General features: G+C 45.3%; 20 protein-coding genes, 1 pseudogene and 1 riboswitch. Of the genes and pseudogenes, 2 read left to right on the top strand and 19 right to left on the bottom strand.

The features are described from left to right. Nucleotides 1–380: 380 nt before the first annotated feature. The 7 genes from BLT53_RS06870 to BLT53_RS06840 all read right to left on the bottom strand — a co-directional run bounded on the left by BLT53_RS06870 (nt 381) and on the right by BLT53_RS06840 (nt 7,614). On the bottom strand, nt 381–1,301 hold the full coding sequence (locus tag BLT53_RS06870) for a dihydrodipicolinate synthase family protein (protein ID WP_244520366.1): 921 nt from the start codon (nt 1,299–1,301) through the stop codon (nt 381–383). A gap of 272 nt (nt 1,302–1,573) precedes the next feature. After that, nucleotides 1,574–2,821 carry an RbtT/DalT/CsbX family MFS transporter gene (locus BLT53_RS06865; protein ID WP_090233681.1) on the bottom strand — a complete coding sequence of 416 codons (1,248 nt, stop codon included), beginning with the start codon at nt 2,819–2,821 and terminating at the stop codon, nt 1,574–1,576. Between the two features lie 78 nt (nt 2,822–2,899). Next, nucleotides 2,900–4,366, bottom strand: coding sequence for an FGGY-family carbohydrate kinase (locus BLT53_RS06860; protein ID WP_090233680.1), 1,467 nt, complete (start codon nt 4,364–4,366; stop codon nt 2,900–2,902). Then, nucleotides 4,356–5,384 (bottom strand): 2-hydroxyacid dehydrogenase, encoded by a 1,029-nt coding sequence (locus tag BLT53_RS06855; protein ID WP_090233679.1) that lies wholly within the window; start codon nt 5,382–5,384, stop codon nt 4,356–4,358. The genes BLT53_RS06860 and BLT53_RS06855 overlap by 11 nt, the downstream gene beginning before the upstream one ends. A gap of 86 nt (nt 5,385–5,470) precedes the next feature. Further along, nucleotides 5,471–5,569: riboswitch (SAM riboswitch) on the bottom strand. Between the two features lie 81 nt (nt 5,570–5,650). Then, nucleotides 5,651–6,217 carry a DinB family protein gene (locus tag BLT53_RS06850; RefSeq protein WP_244520365.1) on the bottom strand — a complete coding sequence of 189 codons (567 nt, stop codon included), beginning with the start codon at nt 6,215–6,217 and terminating at the stop codon, nt 5,651–5,653. Next, the gene (spoIIP, locus tag BLT53_RS06845; protein ID WP_090233677.1) at nt 6,198–7,346 is read right to left on the bottom strand and encodes a stage II sporulation protein P; all 1,149 of its coding nucleotides are present in this window, start codon (nt 7,344–7,346) and stop codon (nt 6,198–6,200) included. Before spoIIP ends, BLT53_RS06850 begins: the two co-directional genes overlap by 20 nt. Further along, nucleotides 7,330–7,614 (bottom strand): hypothetical protein, encoded by a 285-nt coding sequence (locus BLT53_RS06840; RefSeq protein WP_090233675.1) that lies wholly within the window; start codon nt 7,612–7,614, stop codon nt 7,330–7,332. The genes spoIIP and BLT53_RS06840 overlap by 17 nt, the downstream gene beginning before the upstream one ends. A 76-nt stretch (nt 7,615–7,690) precedes the next feature. On the opposite strand from BLT53_RS06840, the gene BLT53_RS06835 reads away from it, so the two are divergent. Continuing rightward, nucleotides 7,691–7,984 (top strand): hypothetical protein, encoded by a 294-nt coding sequence (locus tag BLT53_RS06835; protein WP_090233673.1) that lies wholly within the window; start codon nt 7,691–7,693, stop codon nt 7,982–7,984. Nucleotides 7,985–8,027: 43 nt separating this feature from the next. Here BLT53_RS06835 and BLT53_RS06830 read toward each other — a convergent pair whose 3' ends face one another. Beyond that, a complete protein-coding gene (locus BLT53_RS06830; protein ID WP_090233672.1) occupies nt 8,028–8,747 on the bottom strand; it encodes a YebC/PmpR family DNA-binding transcriptional regulator in 720 nt (239 codons plus the stop codon). A gap of 140 nt (nt 8,748–8,887) precedes the next feature. Between BLT53_RS06830 and BLT53_RS06825 the strand changes: the two genes are divergently transcribed. After that, nucleotides 8,888–10,006 (top strand): NAD(P)/FAD-dependent oxidoreductase, encoded by a 1,119-nt coding sequence (locus BLT53_RS06825; RefSeq protein ID WP_090233671.1) that lies wholly within the window; start codon nt 8,888–8,890, stop codon nt 10,004–10,006. A 57-nt stretch (nt 10,007–10,063) separates the two neighbouring features. Here the strand turns inward: BLT53_RS06825 and BLT53_RS06820 are convergent, their stop codons facing one another. The 11 genes and pseudogenes from BLT53_RS06820 to BLT53_RS06770 form a co-directional block, all read right to left on the bottom strand. Further along, a complete protein-coding gene (locus BLT53_RS06820) occupies nt 10,064–11,752 on the bottom strand; it encodes a long-chain fatty acid--CoA ligase (protein ID WP_090233670.1) in 1,689 nt (562 codons plus the stop codon). 43 nt (nt 11,753–11,795) lie between these two features. Continuing rightward, a complete protein-coding gene (locus BLT53_RS06815) occupies nt 11,796–12,575 on the bottom strand; it encodes an enoyl-CoA hydratase/isomerase family protein (RefSeq protein WP_090233668.1) in 780 nt (259 codons plus the stop codon). A gap of 21 nt (nt 12,576–12,596) precedes the next feature. Next, the gene (locus BLT53_RS06810; protein ID WP_090233667.1) at nt 12,597–13,376 is read right to left on the bottom strand and encodes an SDR family NAD(P)-dependent oxidoreductase; all 780 of its coding nucleotides are present in this window, start codon (nt 13,374–13,376) and stop codon (nt 12,597–12,599) included. 12 nt (nt 13,377–13,388) lie between these two features. Next, a pseudogene (locus BLT53_RS06805) lies at nt 13,389–15,154 on the bottom strand (acyl-CoA dehydrogenase family protein). Beyond that, the gene (locus BLT53_RS06800) at nt 15,154–15,930 is read right to left on the bottom strand and encodes a 2-phosphosulfolactate phosphatase (protein WP_090233665.1); all 777 of its coding nucleotides are present in this window, start codon (nt 15,928–15,930) and stop codon (nt 15,154–15,156) included. Before BLT53_RS06800 ends, BLT53_RS06805 begins: the two are co-directional and overlap by 1 nt. 36 nt (nt 15,931–15,966) lie before the next feature. Next, entirely contained in the window at nt 15,967–17,025 is a 1,059-nt protein-coding gene (locus tag BLT53_RS06795) for a phosphotransferase family protein (RefSeq protein WP_090233662.1), read from the bottom strand. Between the two features lie 28 nt (nt 17,026–17,053). After that, entirely contained in the window at nt 17,054–17,473 is a 420-nt protein-coding gene (locus BLT53_RS06790; protein ID WP_090233661.1) for an acyl-CoA thioesterase, read from the bottom strand. A 24-nt stretch (nt 17,474–17,497) separates the two neighbouring features. Beyond that, entirely contained in the window at nt 17,498–18,277 is a 780-nt protein-coding gene (locus tag BLT53_RS06785; protein WP_090233659.1) for an enoyl-CoA hydratase, read from the bottom strand. Beyond that, a complete protein-coding gene (locus BLT53_RS06780; RefSeq protein ID WP_090233658.1) occupies nt 18,277–19,161 on the bottom strand; it encodes a 3-hydroxyacyl-CoA dehydrogenase family protein in 885 nt (294 codons plus the stop codon). Before BLT53_RS06780 ends, BLT53_RS06785 begins: the two co-directional genes overlap by 1 nt. A 25-nt stretch (nt 19,162–19,186) precedes the next feature. Further along, nucleotides 19,187–19,753 carry a TetR/AcrR family transcriptional regulator gene (locus tag BLT53_RS06775; RefSeq protein WP_090233656.1) on the bottom strand — a complete coding sequence of 189 codons (567 nt, stop codon included), beginning with the start codon at nt 19,751–19,753 and terminating at the stop codon, nt 19,187–19,189. Between the two features lie 67 nt (nt 19,754–19,820). After that, nucleotides 19,821–21,446, bottom strand: coding sequence for a long-chain-fatty-acid--CoA ligase (locus BLT53_RS06770; RefSeq protein WP_090233655.1), 1,626 nt, complete (start codon nt 21,444–21,446; stop codon nt 19,821–19,823). Nucleotides 21,447–21,453 lie beyond the last annotated feature (7 nt).

Here is a 21,453-nt window from a genome sequence, read left to right as displayed (position 1 = left end):
AATTCAATGTTATATTTTCTAACATTATATCGGAAGGGTTTCTGTTTCGTCAATAACCGAATGTTAAGAATATTATTGTTTTTGGATTCTTAAACCTCATAAAAAGGCTGATTTTTCAACTTAAATGCTGAGAAATCAAGCTTTTTTTGTGTACAGATATTAAATATTTACTTCTCTTTAATCTATGTACTTAAACACATATCTTTTATATAAATCTTTCATGTGAGGAACTGATTAAGGATGGCTTGATTTCTCCTGTTAGTGAATCGATGAAAAATTGGGGAATACAATTTATGAGTTAACAACCAGAGTAAAAAGCCCAATTTCTATGGAGTAATCCTAAGAAATTGGGCATTTTCGTATTTGCTCGTGGCAAATGGTTATTTTACTAAAACAGCAGATTTATCCAGCAGCTGCTCCAAAAATCCTTTTATTTGTGCTTTCTTTTCCTCATTTAATGGCCGCGCGGGTGCCAACACATCCGTCGAGATATCAATCCCGCGAAGAGCAATCGCCTCTTTGGCCACATTCACAAACGGAGAGTCCAGTTTATACAGCGAAAGGGTTGGTGCCAGTTTTCTGTGCAATTCAATCGCCTTTTTGTAATCACCTTTCTTAAACGCCTGGTAGATACCTACAGAGAATTCCGGTACAAATGAGGCGGTAAGAGGGATCGAACCATCTCCTCCCAGAGATAAGGTATTAAGAAAATGATCATCATAACCGGAAAACACAGCAAAATCTTCTTTAAATGCCTTAACAGTATAAATCATTTCCCTGGTATGTCCCACAGATTCTACTGTTTCTTTAATTCCAACAATATTTGGATACGCTTTCACCAATCGGAGTACAAATTCAGGCGTAAGGTCCTGTCCCGTTAGACCCGGAAAGTTATACAGTAAGATAGGCAGATCGATAGCTTCAGCGATATCGGCAAAATGCTTGAAAAGGTTCTCCTCTGTCAGAGTCCAATAATATGGATTAATGACAACGATGCCATCGGCTCCCGCATTTTTAGCGTGGTGGCTTAACTCAAGGGTGTCCAGTGTACTCGGGGTCCCTGTTCCAATTAATACCGGAACCCGTCCATTGACATAACGGATTGCAAAGGCTGCGACTTCCTTTCTAAGTTCGATTGGCATCTGGCTGAATTCTCCGCCGGATCCAAGAAAAAATAACCCATCAACCTTTGATTCAATTAAAAAGTCGATAAGTGCTCCCATTCCCTTTTCATCTAATTTCCCTTCTTTATGCAGGATGGTTGGAATTGGCGGGATCACTCCCTGAAATTTTACAGGCATTTTCATCTCTCCTCTTTCATGTGCTGGTTGGGCTTAAGAAAATATCAACTGAGGTTGTTATGTAACGACCATGTTCTATAATATAAAACTCAGTTTTCGATATTTCAAATTTAGTGTACCACCTTTTCAGAAATATTTGAATTATAACAGTAATTATGATGGAATATTTTTTATTGAATTATTATTTAAAAGATTATAAATACGGTACGTGAAATTATGAAATAAAAAGAGCACTTCATTTTCTTGAAAATGCTCTTCTTCTTCTTCTTTTTTTAAGATGCGAAATTGGCATCCGCTTTTTGAGCTGTCTGCTCATTCTGGCCAGGCACTTTGATAAAGTATGTCATAACCGCACTGGCAAAATATAGAACAGCAAAGATCCAGACAACTCCCTCTCCTCCAAGCGAATTGATGAAAAGGCTGACGACCAGTGGAGCAACAAAAGCCGATAACCCCGCTGCCAGATTTAGAATACTCATTCCCGCTCCCTTATCTTTTCCGGCAACCGTAGGAACAATGGCTCCGATTGGTACATATCCGGCCAGGAGGCCCCCCCAGATGAATCCGATCGTACCCACCAGAAGTACATTGCCGCTGAATAATACAGGTGAATAGTATAGAAGGAGCGTAAATACACCGCACCCCACACCGCCAAACCAGATGACCGTGTTTTTCCAGCCAAATTTGTCTCCGACAATTCCGAAAATCAGGTTAAAGACAATGTTTCCTAGAAAGATGGTGCCCCAAATTTGCAGCCAGACACTGGTTGATATGCCGTGTTTGGCCATATGCATCGGAAGAAAAATCGGAAACCCGTAGGTGCCCACGCTGTTTATAATTCGGACGATCCCTCCGGTTAGCACTCCGGGGTTGGTTTTCAAGATGGTAATCCCTTTTAATAGTTCTTTCGCTGTATCCCCCGGGCTGATTTTCTTCTTTTCAAATCGGTCACGGTTCACAACAAGCGCGAAAACCGCTCCGAGTCCCACCCAAAAAATCGAGGACCATAAAGTCGGAAGATAACCGAATTCTTTAATGGCATAACTGGAGTACCACGAGCCGAGAACAAACATGCCAAGGCAGTACGCAATCCAGAACCAGCCGACTGCGGTACTGAGCTTTTGTTGTGGGGTACGGTAAATCACCCACGTCAAAAACGAATAAGCAAACAGCGGGTAACCAAACCCTTTGATGAAATAAGTGACATACATAACAGGAATGTTCAATTGATTAAAACCAAACGTAATAAAGCCAGCTGTTCCGATCACATAGAACAACAATCCCAGGAACATTGTCCGTTTCGCTCCAAAAGCCTCAAGGCAGACTCCGGAAAACCATGACGCTATGGCAAGTGATATACCGTATACGGTAAAAATGGCAGCTGACTGCTGCAAAGTGACGCCATTGTCTACCAGAAACGGACTGAGCCAGCCTTGTTCCAGCCCGTCGCCCATCATGAAAATCACTACTCCTAAAAAACCCCAACCTAATTTGGGGTGTATCCCTATTTTGTCTAACACTCTCTTCTCCTCCTTTTTTCAAATAAAGCGTTAAATGACTAAAGCAAACGCGCAGACAAAGATGCTGGGTTGCATCGTTCAGCTGCTTGTTACGGCAGTTTTATTTCTGAGTTCCGCAAAAAAATGCTGTGTTTGTTTCCATTCTTCATACAGTGCAAATTCGATATTATGACCCTCTGGTTCATAAATAGATAGCGAAGTTGCTGTCTCTTGATCTAGATTAAGTGTTTCATTGCAAATAACAGCTGCACCAGCTATGGATCCGTGCTCAAAGCCCTCTTTCACGTGGATCGGCTTGTTTAAAAGGTTGGCCATAAACTGGGTAAGGAACCGGCTTTGAAAACCGCCGCCGCAGCCCCATATCTTAAGATCTTTCTGCTGCTTGGTAAGAAAGTCATAATTCCATTTCACTGAAAAGGCGATTTCTTTTAAAGCCGCGCAGACAAAGTGGGCCCTCTTTAAATTTGGTGAGATGGGCGTTTCAAAGATAAAGCCACCTTTGGCAAGGGCATTTTTATCGCTGGATACATAGGAGCCCAGAGCGGAGACACAGGCATTGTCCCCCTTGATTTCACTTATTTCAGCATCCATCGTTTCATAGCTATCATTCTGATAAAAAATTGATTTTAGCTTTTGATAGTTTAAACCCGTGATACCCGGGTTGGTCTCAAAAAGCCATTGCCCCTTCTCTGAATGGGTATTGGTCCAGTAGGACTGTTCCTCTGACGTCCCAAAATGGTCCGAGATCTGTACGATGGGCGTTGTTGTTCCAGACACCACAACAATGTCACCTGCATTTGCTCCGGTACTTTTTACAGCAAGCTGTGTATCTCCTCCGCCAACAATAACAGGGATTGATTGTTCAATGCCGATCTTTCGTCGTGCTTCTTCTGTTATCGTTCCAACAACTGTACCTGACGCTTTAATTTTTGGTAAAAACGAAAGCGGAACATCGAATACATCACAAAGATAAGGTGACCATTCGTTATTGGCAACATCATAGAGCAGCGTTTCAGTTGCCTGGGAAGGTTCATACACCACTGTTCCATTCAGCTGGTACAACACCCATTCACTTATGCTCGTAAATTGACGAACGCGTTCAAACAGTTCCGGCTGGCGCTGTTTGAGGCCATACAATTTCAAACCGGAAAAAAGAGCTGAAGGCAAACGGCCCGTAAGCCGGAATAATTGATCGCGGTCAGTAATGGACGCTTCCCATTCCCGTCCACGGTTATCAATATTGGGCAGTCCCAAAAAAGGATCGCCATTATCGTCAAGAAGCACAATTCCCTGCCGCTGGCTTGTTGATGTAATACCGATTATTTCTATATGCGCTGCTTTTAAAAGTGCCTGTTTGGCCAGTCCGACCACCTGATTCCATAAGCGCTTCGGAGAAAAATAGCGGCTGTCCGGATAAAGTGACTCCGTTTCATACTGTATGTCGTCTCGTTCTATAACGAGAACCTCCCCATTAACCGACACAACAGCCACCCGGGCGTTACCTGTTCCAATATCAAACACTAGATATCCCTTTTTATCGCTCATTTGAAACTGCTCCTTTCTTTTCCCTTTGTAATTCGTTCCGGTTAAACAAAACAGGAATATCGAGAGTTTTCTCCTCCAGCCATCTTCTCAGCGCACCGTTCATGATCTTTACGTGATGATCCTCGACTTCATATGTTGCGCCGGCAAGGTGGGGCACAGGAAGGACATTGCTGAGATGTATAATCTCATAGTCGGGTTCTTCTGGAGGTTCGTGGTAAAAGACATCCAGTATAGCACCGCCGATTTTTTCTTGTTTTAAGGCGGAGATCAAATCCTCACGATTGACGACGACGGCTCGGGATGTATTAACGAAAATGGCCTCTTTTTTCATCAACGAAAAATACTCTTTGGAAATCAGGTCGATGGTTTCTTCTGTACGGGGCAGATGGACGGATACGACATCGCTCTCTGCAAATACTTCCTTCAGTGTTTTTTGTTCATATTGCGGGAATTCCTGTTCATCCACATACGGATCGTAATAAAAAATTCTGCATTCAAAAGCAGACAACAGCGTCGCAATCCGACGTCCGACGGCTCCGAAACCGACAAAACCTACTGTTTTACCGGTAATTTCATGGCCTTTGAATTTTAAGTAAGCTTGCAAATAGTCGTCTTTCCAGTTTTTTTCTCTCAGCCACTTAGAAGCCTCAATAATATGCCTGTAAAACGTAATAAGAGAGCCGACTACCATTTCTGCCACAGCCTGTGCATTTCTTGCTGGCGTATAAAAGACGGGAATGCCCCGCTTTGTGGCTGCTTCTATATTTACATTGGAGGGCATCCCTCTGCACACACCGACAAATTCAAGCCCGGCCGCTTCTGTAAATACATTTTCTGTAACTTGATCCAGTTCTGCAATCAGTCCGGACGCACCCGTCTCGTTTAACAAAGCAATGAGCTCATCCTCACGAAAGGCTTGGCCATGGTCTTTCCATGAACAATAGACCACTTTTCCAAACATCTCTTCGAGTTCGTCTCTGCCCTGTTTGTTGTATGGCGCTGTTACTAATACTGTCATGCTAAACACAACCTTTTTTATGTATTAAAAAAACTCTTTCCAAAAGGAAAGAGTTACTGAATTTTTTAAAAAAATCACCGACACCTTTCCTATCTTTCAAGCCGCGGGCTTGCTGGAATTGGCACACCTGAAACGATGCTGCCGAGGCTTCAAAGGGCCAGTCCCTCCACCTCTCTTGATAGAAAATGAAAAATATGAAATTATCACAACATTTTAATTATAACCAACATACTAAAGAAATAGCTTTACGATGTCAACCTGAAATTTTATTCATCAACTTTCCCAACACCCAAAACGTCAGTATTTGGCGGTTCTAAGCCCAATTGCCGCATCATTGCCATGACTTGCCCTTTATGATGAAATTCATGACTCACCGTATGAAACAGCAACTGTCGGGGCGTCATGGAAAGAGATTCTCCGGTATCTCTCCATGGGATAATTCTCTTAACAGGCTCTTCCATCATTCCTTCATACTCACTCCACACCTCTTTCACATAACGGTCAACTTGTAAGAACCTATCCCGGATGTCGTCCAGGCTCATCTCCATAAACCTGTCTTTTGGAGTGAGCGGGTTCCTGGTCCGCAACAAGAGAAAGGAACCTAGCCAGGCATGGTAGCAATCGGCTGTATGAACCAGTAGATTGCGGATCGATGGATAGCCAAATCCCTCCACGTTCGCAGTAAGTATTTCGGTTGTCAGGTTACCACAAACGTCCAGCATGATTTTTCTTGTCTGTTTCACCCATTCATATTCAATCGTTTCCATATCTTCCTCTCCTTTGTACAAAAAAAGAGCTGACAATTCCAGCTCTTTATTCTTTCTTTGTTTCACCGCCGTTCACCTTCTCCGCCTGCCAGTAAAAATCGCCAAACACATCGGCAAACGCGTCGGTAGTTCGATACAATTCACGGAAGTCATTATCAATGCCGCCGATTTCAATCAGCATGGCATTGTTGGAAAGATCCTGGTTATAGATGCCGTTTCCTTCGTATTTGTTTTTAATGATGACTCCTCTGCTCAGGTGTGGATATTTTTGGTTAACCTGGCGGTTGAGCTCTTCGGCAAGCTGCAGATTCTTTTCAAACGAAGGATGCTCACGCCCAACAATAAAACAAATCCTGGCATAATCTTGGTTTTTGATGGAAATGGTGGTCAACTTTCTTGGCTGCGAATCGCGATGAATATCAACGAAATAAGAAAGCTTTCGGTTTTGGGAAATAGCCTGCTGTACAGTTTCTCGGGAAAGTGCATAGGCCTTGCCTGTTCCCCATTTCCTTGCGTTCAGCTTTTCCCCTACATTCGAAGTATCATGGGTTGCCCCGATTCCCCGCGTCTCTAAATCCTGTTTCAGCCGGTCACCGACAGAAATAATATTCGTCTTCGGATCCGTGCTCGTGAACTTTCCTCCTTTTAACACAGGTCGAAATGATTCATAGCTGTGGGAATGGTAGATATAAACAACTTGTCCTTCTGTGTTTTGCTTAGGAGGCGGAAGATTTTTTTCAGGTTGCTGCACTTCCGCGTTTTTTTCGTTCGGTTCATTCGGCTGCAGCACCTCCTGCAGAGGAAGCGTAGGCTCGATCGGCAATGTGGAATAATTGGTCCCTTTACCGGCAATATAAATTTCAGAATCAAAAATGGCAAAGCCAGGAAGCTCCGACCCGAGAAGGCTGCGTGGATCTCCAGGACGCAGGCTCGTCATAAGCTGCAGCATCACAGAAGAAAGGGCGGGCGGCTTGCTTTCTTTAGGTAACACCTGCGTATAGTACGGATTCTCTGAACCAATTGCATATACCATCGCTTCAGCGGTAAAGTTATTGAACCATTTTTTTACAATAGAAGATGAAACATCAAATTTGAATTCTGCGGATGAGATAAACCCGGCAATAAAAAAAAGAAGAACGCTCAAAAGAGAAATCTTCAAACCTGTAGAGAACACCCGGTTATTGCTGTTTCTCATCCCATTCTTCCTCCTTAATCTCGACCGCCATATACACCAGACTGGCCATAATTAGGCCGGTAATAAAAAAGCTGACAGTAAACAAGGGCGAGAGATACAAATAACTGTAAACGGTGGTAACGATCATCATCAACAGCCAGAAGTAAACTTCCTGAAGTCTCATTTCATTTCCCTTCTTCCATTTCGTTTCTAGTAAACTATATTCAGATTGCGAGAGTTTATTCTGAATTTGGAAGAAGTTTTTCAGTGTAAAAATTGCTAGTTTCATGTGTCTGCACCTTCAACGTTTAATTTTCACAAAAAAAGGTGACATAGTTAAGAAGAGAAAAAAGTGAGGTATTAACATGCCAAAAAACGTGCATGGAAAGTGTGAATTATGCGGGAGAGAAAACGTAGAAACGACAATACATCATCTGACACCAAAGGAAATGGGCGGCACATTTAAACCGACGTCCTCCCTTTGTTTGCCCTGTCATAAGCAAATCCATGCTCTATACACCAATGAGGAGCTGGCGGCACGGCTAAATACCATTCGGTTGCTCAGAGAGGACGAAAAAATAAACAAATTCATTAAATGGATCAGAAAACAGCCGGCTACGAGATTGATCCGAACCCGGAAATCAAGAGAGAGAAAATGAGAGCAAAAAAAAAGACCTTGGCTATCAAGGTCTTTTACTATCATTATTCACCTAAATCAACGTTATGGTACACCTGTCGGACATCTTCCAAATCTTCAAGAGTATCGATCAGCTTTTCAAACTGCACCAGAGAATCTTCTGGCAAACTGACATCGTTTTGTGCGAGCATGGTTAGCTCAGCGGTTGTAAAGTCGGTGACGCCTGCCTGCTTGAACGCTTCCTGAACCGCATGAAACTGATCCGGTTCAGCATAGACGATCACAGCATCATCTTCTTGTACAATATCACGCGCATCGACATCGGCTTCGAGAAGGATTTCCATTGCTTCTTCTTCTGATTTGTCTTCAACTCCAAAAACGGCCGTCGCATCAAACATATAAGCGACTGATCCGGACACACCCATGTTACCGCCGTTTTTCGTAAAAGCGGCACGAACTTCTGCTGCGGTACGGTTCACGTTATTGGTAAGCGCATCGACAATCACCATCGAACCGTTAGGGCCGAATCCCTCATAGCGCAGTTCATCATACGTTTCATCAGAACCACCCTTCGCTTTTTCAATCGCACGGTCAATTATCGTTTTCGGCACACTGTATGTTTTTGCACGCTCCAGCACGACTTTTAATGCCTGGTTGGATTCAGGATCGGGTTCGCCCTGCTTGGCTGCCACGTAAATCTCACGGCCGAACTTAGCATAGATTCGGCTTGTATTTGCGTCCTTTGACGCTTTTTTTTCTTTGATATTATTCCATTTACGTCCCATTATGTTCCACTCTCTTTCAACTTCGTTTTCATTCTGTCAAAGTGTTCAACATCTTTTATTATACATAAAATGGACTTTTTTCTCCATGAAAGGATTCGGTTATAATAAAAGAGGAATTTTCTAAACAAAGGATGCTGATCATGCAAAACTTTATTATTATCGGCGGCGGAATTCTTGGTGCCTCCGCTGCTTATCTGTTAAGTAAAAAAAATGTGAAGGTTGTGCTCATTGACAGAAAAGACAAAGGCCAGGCAACTGATGCCGCTGCAGGCATCATTTGTCCGTGGATCTCCCAGCGCCGGAACAAAGCGTGGTATTCTCTTGCGAAAAATGGAGCAGCATTTTACCCCGAACTTATCCGCCAGCTTGAAGCAGATGGTGAAGTTGACACCGGCTATGCCCAAGTAGGGGCCATCAGCTTGCATCAGGACGAAGAAAAATTGATTAAAATGGAAGAACGTGCCTTGAAACGAAAAGAAGAGGCACCGGAAATGGGAAAGATTACACAGTTAACACCTGAAGAAACAAAGCGGAAGTTTCCTCTCCTGCCTGGTGATATGGGGTCGGTTCATGTAAGCGGAGCTGCCCGCGTCGATGGCCGGGCACTTCGGGATGCATTAATTCGCGGTGCGGTCAAACACGGGGCACAACATGTTCGGGATAGCGCTTCTCTGCTTTTTACGGGGAAAAGGATAACCGGAGTTCAAGCAGGGGAGAAAACGTATGAAGCAGAAACTGTGATGATTTGTGCGGGTGCATGGGCCAATGCATTGCTCGAGCCACTTGGCATGAACATGAAGGTCACCTTCCAAAAAGCACAAATCGCCCACCTGAATATTTCGAAAAAAACAAAGTCCTGGCCGGTTGTCATGCCGCCTAGTGATCAATATGTTCTTGCGTTTGATCATGGGAAAATTGTAATCGGAGCTACACATGAAAACGATTCTGAGGGTTATGACACCAGGATTACTGCCGGCGGATTGAATGAGGTTTTTGCAAAAGGAATAGCCACTGCTCCCGGTCTGGCAGATGCGGAATTTTCAGAAGCACGCACCGGCTTCCGCCCATTTACTCCCGGTTTCCTTCCGGTCGTGGGCCCCATTCCCGGATGGGAAGGATTGCTGTTTGCCAATGGGCTTGGCGCTTCCGGACTTACCATGGGGCCGTTCATCGGAAAGCAGCTGGCCATGCTTGCCCTTGGACAAGAGCCGGACCTCGATCTTTCTCCTTATAACGTACAAGGTGCAATGGAAATGTAAGAAGACAGCGGTTTTTGTCCGCTGTCTTCTCTTGTATTGCCTGAACTGGTGCAAAAACTACTTAGAAGCTGAAATAGATTCCCTTTTGGACTTTTCTTCTTCTTGCAGCTTTCTCCAAAGAATTTTGCCGCTGGCTGTTGTTGGAAACGATTCTCTAAACTCAATGGTTCTCGGGTATTTATAGGCAGCCAGGTGCTCTTTGGACCAGTCAATGATCTCCTGTTCCGTTATTTTCCCCTTGTGTTCTTCCTTTAAAATAATGAAAGCTTTTACCGTTTCTCCTCGTTTCGGATCAGGAATGCCGACTACACAAGCCTGCAGTACAGCAGAATGGTTGTAAAGGAAAGATTCCACCTCAGTCGGCCACACTTTAAAGCCCGAGGCGTTGATCATCCGTTTCACCCGGTCCACCATAAAATAATAGCCTTCCTCATCAAAGCGTCCTATATCTCCTGTTCTGAAAAAGCGTTTACCGTCTTTTTCAAAGAAGGCCTGCTTCGTCTTTTCCGGACGGTTATAATATTCTAAAAACACTTGCGGACCGGCCACGACGATCTCCCCGATTTCACCAACTCCCAGCTCTTTTAATGAAGCAGGGTCCACAATGCGGGCGTCCACATCAAAGGAAGGAATACCGAGACACTGAAGCTTTGGCCGGTCAGGCGGATTGAAATGCGTATGAGAGATCGTCTCGGAAAGGCCGTACCCTTCGACAAACTTCACCCCTAGAAGCTGATAAAGTTTTTCTCCCACTGCCTTCGGAAGGGCCGCTCCTCCTCCTGCGATGCTGGACAGTGACGAAAAATTATAATCCATAAGGTCAGGATGAGACAGAAAGTCGATCACCATTGTGCTGATGCTTACCCAGTGGCTTACGCTCTCGGATTGAATGGTTTCTGCAGCCGCGTTTCGGTCCCACCGGGTGAGCACAGCGATTTGGGAACCTGCAAAAATGGGAGCATGCATACTGTGAAGCATCCCCGTCACATGAAAAAGCGGAAGAGTCGCAAGGTGAATGCTGTCCGACATGGTGTTCATCCAGTTCACCGCACCTGTAACATTGGCCTGTATCGTCCGGTTTGTATGTACACAGCCTTTTGGCAATCCTGTTGTTCCAGATGTGTAAGGCAGACAAACGATATCATCCGCATGGCCCTCATAGTCAGAAGGAGGGACTTCCCGATCAAGAGCTTCTTGCCAGCAATGATGGTTTTTCCGGTTCACCGGATGCCGGCTTTCCAGAACAGAAGCTGGAACATGGTGAGGGATTCTTTCGCTGCTAAGGTAATCAGAATATGCTCCGATTAAAATATGCTGCAAGGAAGTGCCTGATAAGAGCGGCTGAATCTGGGGGTATAGCTCCTGGCTTACAATCCCGGCTTCGATCTTACAGTCTTTGATATAGAACTCCAGCTCATGCACCGTGTTCATTGGATTTAACGGGACTACAACCGCACCCGCCCTCATGATGGCATAACAAGAGATGATGTACTGAGGGGAATTTTGCATAAACAGCATGACACGGTCACCCTGCCCAACGTTCATTTCCTGCTGCAGATATCCGGCAATACGATCCACCTGCTGTAGCAGCTTTTCATAGGTCATGCTGGCTCCGTAAAAAGATAACGCTGTCTTTTTTGGATACCGGCGTGCGGAAAAGAGCAAGTTATCATACAGTGTTGTTTCAGGGACAGTCAGCGTTTTGCTGACTCGTTTCGGCCAATAAGGATAGTGGCTTGTGTTCATTTTGACCCTCCTGTCAATGGTTCATCCTGCATGCGTTTTACATCTATTTGCCGGTAAATACAGGCTGCCTTTTTTCTTTGAAGGCCGAAATGCCTTCCTGATGGTCCTCTGTTGTGATCATCAGCGTTTGATTCAGCCGTTCCTGCTCCAGCATCTCCTCAAGGGTAGACTGATAAGAAGCATCAATCAGCTTTTTCATTTTTCCATACGCTCCAACCGGACCATTGGCAAGTTTTGCTGCCAGTTGACCCACCTCCTCTTCTATTCGCTCAAGCGGCGACAAATAGTTGATCACCCCGAGCTGATAAAGCCGTTCGGCAGGAATCGGCTCTGCGCTGAAAAAGAACTGCTTGGCAAGGTGAGGGCCGATCAGTTTTGGCAAAAAGTATGATCCTCCTCCATCCGAAATCAAACCCACCTGTGAAAAGCTGAGCGCAAATTTGCTGTTCTCGGCTGCAACGATCAAATCGCACGCCATCGCGAGATTAAATCCGGCTCCTGCCGCAAAGCCATGCACAGCCGCAATGATCGGAATCTCGGTTTCTTTCATAGTTAAAATACATTGGTTCAGCTTACCAATATGTTCATAAACATCCTGTGGTGTGGCCTGTCCCATCGTTTTTACGTCTCCGCCAGCACTGAACGAACGGCCGGCTCCTTTCAGGATAATCACTTTAATTTCACCAGAATTCTGAGCCTCTCTCAGAGCTTCTGTCAAACTTGTAATCATTTCCTCACTGAATGAATTCAAGCGTTCCGGACGGTTTAGTGTTAGTGTTAAAATCGGGCCTTTTGCTTCAATTAATAGATGATCTTGTTCCATACAAATTCCTCCTGCTATGTTTTATTTAATTAGCCAGCCTCCGTCGGCCAGAACATCCGATCCGGTCATATAGGAAGCCTCACTGCTCGCGAGAAAAGAGATGATGCTCGCAATCTCCTCAGGCTTGCCGATCCTTCGCAATGCCGTATTTTTTTCAATCGCTTTGACGAATTGTTCGTTTTCGAGTCCTTCCTCGGTCAGTGGTGTCTCGATAAATCCTGGTGATACCGAGTTCACCCGTATACTGTAGGGGGAAAGCTCCAAGGCGAGTGCTCTTGTAAAATTGATCACCCCTGCTTTGGCCGCACTGTAATGGGGGATATGTGCACCAGCCTGATGCCCTGATAAGCTGGCAACATTCACAATGGCACGGTTGGCTTTGTGTTCGTTTTCCGTTTTTACACCTTTGATTATCACTTTGCCAAGAATGCGAGAAACGAGAAAGACACTTTTTAAGTTCGCGCTTTGCACGTAATCCCATTCACTGACTGGTGTGTTCAGGATGGAGGTCTGGCTGCTGCCGCCAGCATTGTTCACAAGAATGTGCAGATCACCGAAACGAGTTTGAACATATTCTGCCAGTTTTTCCACATCTTTTTCTTTCGTTACGTCGGCAGAAAAGATTTCCGGCTTCTGGGCTCCGCTTATTTTGCTGATTTCTGAAGCCGCAGCTTCCAGTTTGGACACCGTTCTTCCAACAAGGAGAACCGTTGCTCCGCCTTCTGCCAGTTTGATCGCTGCTGCTCTTCCAATACCGCTTCCTGCCCCTGTTACAAGTGCAATCGAACCTCCAAATTTCATCCTTTGTCTCCTTTAGCAAATATAGCGATTTGCATCATATAGTTTTTCGGCAATCATCCGGTTGCGTTTTATTTCTTGACCATAAGAATGACAGCGGTTACACGATTGAACAACAAGCAAGTGCAGCTGCTGTGCTTTTTCTCCCCCGGCCAGTTCCAGAATTAGTTTCCGTGATAGCTTTTCAGCTTCCCACAAGCTTTCCTCAAGCAAAGTCTGTGACAGAGCGATTTTAAGAGAGGCTTGTTCTTCCCCGTTCTGCTTTGCTTCCTTCATGGTGCGAAGAATTGCAGACTCTGCTGCATAGGTGAGAATGGCGAGATCGGCCAGCATCATCAAAATTTCCTGCTCATGCATAAGCTTTTCACCGAAACGCTTGTAGGCCAGTCCGGCTGAAAGAAGAAACAGGTGCCGAAGTGTTTCCACGCTTTTCAGCATATCGTCTTTCTCATCATCGTTCTCCTTCTCCAGATAACTAGCAGCCTCTAGGAGAGCTGATTCTAAATCCACCTCGCCCTTCATTTCCTTTCTAAAAAAGTGGGTGGGGATCAGCAGGCGGTTAATCTCATTGGTCCCTTCAAATATCCGGTTGATCCTGGAATCCCTGTACAGCTGTTCCATGCCATATTCCTGAATGAACCCTGCTCCGCCATGCAGCTGCAAGGCTTCGTCTGCCGTCACATCGAGAGTTTCCGACCCGTACACTTTGCAGATGGCACATTCCATAGCGTACTCGCTCATCGCGTTTCCCACTGTTTTCAAATCCGCATGTTCATCAAGGCTCCCAAGCGCATCTTCGAGCAGATGGGCGGTTCGGTATTGCAGTGATTCTGCTGCATAAAGCCGGGCGGCAAGCTTGGCAATTTTTTCTTTGCTGGCCGCAAAATCGGCGATACGCTGTTTAAACTGTTTGCGTTCCTGAACAAAATGGACCGCTTTTTTCAAACCGTGTTTGGCTGCACCCATGCACGCCGATCCAAGATTAAATCGTCCCAGATTTAATACGTTCAAGGCGATGACATGTCCTTTTCCTACTTCGCCAAGAAGATTTTCTGCAGGAACCCGGCAATCTTCAAGAATGACCGAACGGGTGGACGAGCCTTTGATTCCCATTTTGTTTTCTTCCGGACCAAGTGACAATCCGGGGAAACTTTTCTCAACAATAAAGGCTGTGAACCTCTCTCCATCTACTTTTGCATAAACGATAAACGTATCGGAAAAAGCCGCATTTGTAATATAAATTTTTGTTCCGTTCAGGATGTAATGAGTACCTTCCTCATTAAGAACAGCGGTTGTCCTGGAGGCAAGTGCATCGGAACCGGCGTTCGGTTCAGTTAGGCAATAGGCACCGATGTATTCACCGGATGCCATTTTCGGAAGATATTTTTTTTTTGCTCCGGTGTTCCAAAATAAGTAATCGGCAGCGTCGCAATGCACGTGTGATTGGAATGGGCCACACCATAGCCGCTGGAGTGACCGATCGCCTCCCCTACAATGCCCTTGCTGATTTTATCCAGTCCAAGACCGCCATAGCTTTCCGGTATACTGTGTGCAAGAAGGCCAAGATCCCCAGCTTTTTTCAGTAGAGAGATGATTTTTTTAAAATCTTGCTTTTCAATAGGTTCCCGGAAAGGTTCCACTTCTTTTTCAATAAATTGCCGGGCGGTCTTCTCAATCATCCGGTGCTCATCGGAAAAGTCTTCGGGGGTAAAAATGTCTTGCGACTTCATCCCCTTTAACAAAAATTGCGATCCTTTGATTCTCGTACGGATATCTTCCATCATATATCCCTCACTTTTCTGATCTCGGATTGAGAGGCATGCTCCTCTTCCAGCAGGGCAGTCCCGTTTTTCATCACCGCCAATACCGATACTGTATTTGCAGTGGCAGCAAGCTGGAGATCGTCAAACAGCCCGTACCTTTCAAAAAGATTCCCCACAGAGGAAGAGGACAACAGCTCAGAGGCTTTGTACTGGTTTCCCAAAAACAAATAAAAGGCCATTTTAGCGGCATCACTCATATTTATGCTCTGTTGCGAGAGGTACAATAAGGAGTGGATAAGGTGTCCGGCTCCGTACACGTCTTCAAGACTGACCTCCCCTGCATTGCCTGAACAAATGATCACAATCGTGCTTTCCAGGTGACAATCCAGTAGCTGCTGTGCCGTTCTTTTATTGTTGAGAAGAGATGAAATATAAACACGTTCCGCTGATTCCGCTTTCTTAAGCGCAATCGTTCCGTTGGTTGTAGAGAGAATAAGAGATTTGCCCAGAACGAGCGGAGAAAGCATGGTCGGGCTAGGATAGTGAAAGTGTTCAATCGGTCGGGCGTCACGTTCTCCAGCTAATATGAAATTTTCGTGTTTGAGAGATTGAGAGAGAGAAAATGCTTCATTTTCATCCATAACAGGAATAACTTCCTTTGCGCCTTCGTTCAAGGCTGAAATAATGGTTGTTGTGGCGAGAAGCACATCAAGAACAACCGCCACTTTTCCATTCTCTCTTAACCTCTCTGCATTGATTTCTTCCTTTGTTAACAGCACATGTACCTTCATCATTTCACCTCTTGTATCGCACGCTTTTTAATTCAACCCCTAATTCCGAAACGCCGTATCTGATGCGTGCAGTATCAAGCTTTTTACAAAATGGTGAAAACCGGAGAAGCGGGAATCACGAGTCTGTCCTTTACGGTAACGGTAATAAATCTGCTGGCAGATGACGGCCAGCTTGAAATAGGCAAAGGTCAGGTAAAAAGAAATCGAGCTGACATCTCTGCCGCTTAGACTCGCATAATCCTCAATAAACTGATTCCTGGAATAAAAGCCTTTCATGACCGTAACGGATGGTTTTCCAAGCCCTGTTATTAAAAGCTCTGGGTCATCTGCTTCCATCCAGTAGCTCATAGCAACGCCAAGATCCGCGAGCGGATCGCCGACCGTGCTCATCTCCCAGTCAAACAAACCGGTCATTTCATTCAGGTTTGCGTCAAACATGCTGTTGTTTAGTTTATAATCATAGTGAATCAAACAGGCTTCAGTGTTGTCCGGAATGTGGGAAGCGAGCCATCGTGTAAGGTGATCCACTTCGGGAATATCCTCTGTTTTTGAACGTTCATATCGGGAGATCCACCCGTGTACCTGCCGTTCCATAAAACCCTCCGGCTTACTGATGTTTATCAGCTCTGTTTTTGTATAATCAATGCTGTGCAGCCGGACAAGCTGCCTCACCATTTCTTGGGAAATATGTGTACATAAGCTTTCTGTGGCATTCACATCTTCCGGAAAAACCGAATCGACCACAAGTCCATGCTTTCTTTCCATAAGAAAGAATGGTTTTCCGATCACTTCCTCTCCATTTGAAAAAAGAAGAGGCTTCGGCGCAGGAGAAAAAAGTTCATGGATTTCAGACAAAATTCTGTATTCCCGTTCCATGTCATGCGCTTTTGGCGCAACAGGACCGAGGGGCGGCCGCCGCAGAACCGCTTCCCAGCTTCCCATTTTCAGCTGATAGGTTAAATTGGAATGTCCACCGGAAAATTGCTGTATTTCCAAAGGCTCCTCCGGCAGATCGTGTAACGACCGGCGAAGGAACCGCTCAAGTGTTCCTGTGTCGAGCTCTTCTCCACTTCTGACCGCGATGGTATCCTGACTCATGTGTTACCCTCCTCAATCCGAAAATGAATTAAGATTCCGATTCAACCGGCAGCCTCCCTGCATGACGGGTCAGGGCCGCGCGCAATTCATCGGGAATAATTTCTGTCGTTTGGGCTTTAAAATCGAAGTATACAAGGGTGGCGCTCCCTTTGGCGACCAGTTCCTTCGTCTCTGTTCTCCGGACTTCATGCGTGAGAACAAAGCTCTTATTGCCGACAGAGGAAACACTGGTATCAACGGTGAGCTTATCGTTGAAATATCCTTGTGCCTTAAAATCACACGTGGTGGAGGCGAGAATGAAATTCCATTCTTCCGTGCTGACCCCAAAACCGAGAGATTCAAAGAACTTTACTCTGGCCTCCTCAAGGTAAATAAAATAACTGGTATTATTAACGTGGCCTAAAGCGTCCGTTTCACAAAAGCGTACGGTCAGATCAATGGTATGCATACCGTTCTCTCCTTATTTGTGTGCTTAACGATGCATAAATGCGGGTTTTCGCTTCTCAAAAAAGGCTTGCACCCCTTCTTTGATGTCTTCTGTCTGAAACACTTCCTGAAAAAGAGAAGCTTCCAGCTCAATGCCTTCAGTCAATGGTTTTTCCAAGCCTTCATCCACGGACCGCTTGATTCTCGATAAGGCCTGCAGGGAATGGCGTGTAATCTTGGCAGCAAGCTTTTTCGACTCATTGAGCCCCTCGCCGGACGGAACAACATGATTGACAAGTCCGATTCCGAGAGCCGTCTCCGACGTAACAGGTTCCCCCGTAAACATCATTTCCTTTGCTTTTGCTACGCCTACGAGACGCGGAAGCCGCTGTGTTCCCCCTCCTCCGGGAAACAATCCGAGCGTCACTTCTGGCAGACCGATCTGTGCATGCTCTTCAGCAATTCTTATATCACAGGCAAGTGCCAGTTCACACCCGCCGCCAAACGTCAGGCCGTTCAATACCGCAATCGTTGGCTTAGGAAAGAAATCAATCCGGTTTAGAATCATATGAACATCCATAACATAGCTCTTCATGTCCGGATTTCCCATCATCTGTGGAAATTCTTTAATATCTGCTCCTGCAACAAAGGCCTTCTCTCCGGCTCCAGTTACTATTACAGCTACCGTTTCTGGATCTTGTTCCAATTCCATGAACACATCATCCAGTTCCTGAAAAACTGCTTTACTCAAAACATTCAGAGGCGGATTTTGAATGGTGATAACCGCCACCGCATTTTCTTTCACGACATCAAGGAATTTTCCCATTATGATTTCACTCCTTCTTTTTTGTATGTGTACCAGCCTTGTCCTGTTTTTCTGCCCAAATGCCCTTGGTTCACCTTTTCCTCGATGCAGGCAGCCGGCTTGTCTTCCGGGTTACCTGTTTCCTTATAACGCTGCTCGGATACGTAATATCCAACATCAATCCCCGACAGGTCCATTAATTCAAACGGTCCGATCGGATGGTTAAGTGCTTTTTTGCAGATGATGTCAATGTCCTTAAAATCCGCGATTCCCTGTTCATACAAATTCAGAGCCTCTTTTTGTAAAGCACCCAAAATCCGGTTGGCGATGAAACCGGATATCTCTTTTTTGAGCAATACAGCTGTGCGGTTGATCTTTTTGCAAATATCCATGGCAAGCTGGGCAGTTTCTTCTGACGTTTTCTCGCTCATTACTACTTCCACGCAATCCATCACAAGCGGTGGAAAGAAAAAGTGCATGTTGACAACTTTATCCGGACGGCCGGTTTCCGACGCGATCAGACTGTTGACGATCGTCGAGCTGTTGGAGGCAAAGACGGCATGAGGCGGAGCCAATTCATCCAGCTTGGCGAACACATCCCGTTTGACCTCCAATTTTTCCACTACCGCTTCGATAACAAAATCGGTATTTCTGACGGCATCTTCAAAATTGCTTGTAAATCGCAGCCTTTTGAACGCACTCTCCTTCTCTTCTGCTGACAACCGTCCCTTGGATACCCAGCGGTTCATAATGTCTTGCAGTATGCTTTCCGCTGATTTAAGGGCCGGTTCATTGATATCCTGAATCACGGTTTCAAATCCTCCAAGCGCACAGAGCATGGCAATCTGATGCCCCATCTGGCCGGCTCCCAACACGGTAATTTGCTGCAAATCCTCCACTCTCATTTTTTGCCCTCCTTCTAATCCTTTATTAATGATTGGCAATGCCGTTGAGTATCATTTCAACAAAAATTCCAGCCACTTCTTTTTCAGACAGCTCCCCGTCCGGGTTATACCATTGGTAGCTCCAATTGGCCGCACCAAGTACTCCGAATGTGACGATGGACGGATTCAGATCTCCGCGAAATTCCCCGCGTATGATCCCTTCCTCAATAAGCTTTTCAAGATTAAAGCGGAAGCGGTCCCGCTTAGGCACAATTTGGGAAAGCCGTTCTTCGTTCAGGTTTTTGATTTCCCGAAAAAACACCTTGGCGCTCGCGCCTGCCTGTCTGATACTGCCGATCAAGGTATATACCATTTCAAACAGCTTTTGTTTACTCGTCATTGAAGAATCTTCCAGAATTTTTCCCTGCTGAAACAACAGTTCATCTATATACCCATTGTGAATATTCATCAGCAATTCCTCTTTGCTGGAAAAATAATAGTAAAACGTTCCTTTTGTTACGCCAAGCGCATCCACGATATCCTGGATGGATGTTTCACTGAATCCATTTTTCTCAAATAAAGAGATGCTGCATTCAGTAATTTTTTCTTTCATGTTCGTATCCTCACAATCTTTTTTGTTTACAGAAAAAATTAGGCATCCTGCGTTATTCTCTTATTTTTCATCTCCTGTATTGATTTGATTGAATTCTTGCTTCATCCCGAAGAGCTCTTCGTAAGATTTTGCCCACATTCGTTTTGGGAAGCTCACTTCTGAACTCGATGAGATGAGGCACTTTATAGGCGGACAGGTTTTGTTTGCAATAATGGAAGATCTCTTCTTCTGTCACGCCTCTTCCTTCTTTCAGTACAAGAATCGCCTTCACTTCTTCGCCACGGTATGGATCGGGAACGCCAATCACCACAGCTTCCCTGACCGCAGGATGTTCATAAAGGACTTCTTCAACCTCTCGGGGATAAACATTGTAACCGCTCGCAATAATCAAGTCCTTTTTACGATCCATAATAAAAACGTAGCCATCTTCGTCGATTTTGGCGATATCCCCTGTATAGAGCCACCCATCCCGCAGGGCATGCTCGGTTTCCTCCGGCATGTTCCAATACCCTTTCATAACTTGCGGGCCTTTGATAATCAGCTCACCGAGTTCACCGGTTTCTACCTCCTTGGTTCCCGAACCCAGATCTACCACCAGATAGTCTGTTGAAGGCAGCCCGATTCCCACACTCCCTGGTTTCCTGTCGGCAAAGAGAGGATTGCAATGCGTTGTTGGTGACGCTTCCGACAACCCGTAGCCTTCCAAAATAGCGGAACCTGTTTTTCTCTCAAACTCCTGAAGCAATTCCACCGGCATGGGGGCACTTCCGCTGTTGCATACTTTAATAGAGTCAATCGAATAGTTTTCGGCCAGGGGATGATTGGTGATGGCCACGTACATGGTCGGCACACCGGGAAAGACAGTAGGCTGTTCAATTTTGATTGTTTCCAGCACTTCCTCCAGATCAAACCTTGGAAGCAGGATGCTCTCGGATGCTGTGTAAACGGCCATGTTCATACAGGAAGTCATTCCAAACACATGAAAAAGAGGAATGACCGTTAAATACTTTTCCTTGCCGATTTCTATAGTAAGTTTAAAAAACTCATACGATTGCAGTACATTGGCGACGAGGTTGCGATGGGTCAGCATGGCCCCCTTGGACCTTCCTGTCGTACCGCCTGTATACTGTAAAACCGCTGTTTCATCTGGAGAAACGGGAACCCTTTGAAATGGGAGATCCCCTTTTTGCAAAAATTGATAGAAAGAGGGAACATTTTGCAGCTTTGGCTGCTGATCAAAACTTACAGAAATTACCGTTTTTAACAAAAACAACTGTTCAACCTTGTTCACCTGGTCAACAAGCGGTTCATAGACAATCATCATCTCCGCACCACTGTCTTCGATAATATGCAGCAATTCCCGTTCAACAAGCATTGGATTCACCTGTGTGACAATGCCGCCTGCCGCAAGAATTCCGTAATAGGCAATGGTATATTGCGGACAGTTTGGCAGCATGACGGCCACCCTGTCCCCTTCCTTCAATCCTTCTTTTTGCAGGGCTGAAGCGAAACGGTGCACAAGATTCTGCAGCTCTTTATAGGTGGACTTATGACCAAAAAAGGACAAGGCAATATTGTCGGGATACTTTTCTGCTGTATGTTCAAGAAGCTGCGGAATGGTATACTCGGGAATCTGAATCTCTGGCTGAATGGTTTTGGGATAATGGCTTTTCCAGGTATTTACCTCACTCATTATTCAC

The organism is Fictibacillus solisalsi, assembly GCF_900103485.1.
Taxonomy (GTDB): Bacteria; Bacillota; Bacilli; order Bacillales; family Fictibacillaceae; genus Fictibacillus_C; species Fictibacillus_C solisalsi.
Note: the sequence above shows the minus strand (reverse complement) of the source record. Positions and strands in the feature narration are given on the sequence as shown.

Coding starts and splice junctions, on each gene's coding strand:
- BLT53_RS06870 (WP_244520366.1), bottom strand. CDS start 1,301: ATGCCTGTAAAATTTCAGGGAGTGATCCCGCCAATTCCAACCATCCTG.
- BLT53_RS06860 (WP_090233680.1), bottom strand. CDS start 4,366: ATGAGCGATAAAAAGGGATATCTAGTGTTTGATATTGGAACAGGTAAC.
- BLT53_RS06855 (WP_090233679.1), bottom strand. CDS start 5,384: ATGACAGTATTAGTAACAGCGCCATACAACAAACAGGGCAGAGACGAA.
- spoIIP (WP_090233677.1), bottom strand. CDS start 7,346: ATGAGAAACAGCAATAACCGGGTGTTCTCTACAGGTTTGAAGATTTCT.
- BLT53_RS06840 (WP_090233675.1), bottom strand. CDS start 7,614: ATGAAACTAGCAATTTTTACACTGAAAAACTTCTTCCAAATTCAGAAT.
- BLT53_RS06835 (WP_090233673.1), top strand. CDS start 7,691: ATGCCAAAAAACGTGCATGGAAAGTGTGAATTATGCGGGAGAGAAAAC.
- BLT53_RS06830 (WP_090233672.1), bottom strand. CDS start 8,747: ATGGGACGTAAATGGAATAATATCAAAGAAAAAAAAGCGTCAAAGGAC.
- BLT53_RS06825 (WP_090233671.1), top strand. CDS start 8,888: ATGCAAAACTTTATTATTATCGGCGGCGGAATTCTTGGTGCCTCCGCT.
- BLT53_RS06820 (WP_090233670.1), bottom strand. CDS start 11,752: ATGAACACAAGCCACTATCCTTATTGGCCGAAACGAGTCAGCAAAACG.
- BLT53_RS06815 (WP_090233668.1), bottom strand. CDS start 12,575: ATGGAACAAGATCATCTATTAATTGAAGCAAAAGGCCCGATTTTAACA.
- BLT53_RS06810 (WP_090233667.1), bottom strand. CDS start 13,376: ATGAAATTTGGAGGTTCGATTGCACTTGTAACAGGGGCAGGAAGCGGT.
- BLT53_RS06800 (WP_090233665.1), bottom strand. CDS start 15,930: ATGATGAAGGTACATGTGCTGTTAACAAAGGAAGAAATCAATGCAGAG.
- BLT53_RS06795 (WP_090233662.1), bottom strand. CDS start 17,025: ATGAGTCAGGATACCATCGCGGTCAGAAGTGGAGAAGAGCTCGACACA.
- BLT53_RS06790 (WP_090233661.1), bottom strand. CDS start 17,473: ATGCATACCATTGATCTGACCGTACGCTTTTGTGAAACGGACGCTTTA.
- BLT53_RS06785 (WP_090233659.1), bottom strand. CDS start 18,277: ATGGGAAAATTCCTTGATGTCGTGAAAGAAAATGCGGTGGCGGTTATC.
- BLT53_RS06780 (WP_090233658.1), bottom strand. CDS start 19,161: ATGAGAGTGGAGGATTTGCAGCAAATTACCGTGTTGGGAGCCGGCCAG.
- BLT53_RS06775 (WP_090233656.1), bottom strand. CDS start 19,753: ATGAAAGAAAAAATTACTGAATGCAGCATCTCTTTATTTGAGAAAAAT.
- BLT53_RS06770 (WP_090233655.1), bottom strand. CDS start 21,446: ATGAGTGAGGTAAATACCTGGAAAAGCCATTATCCCAAAACCATTCAG.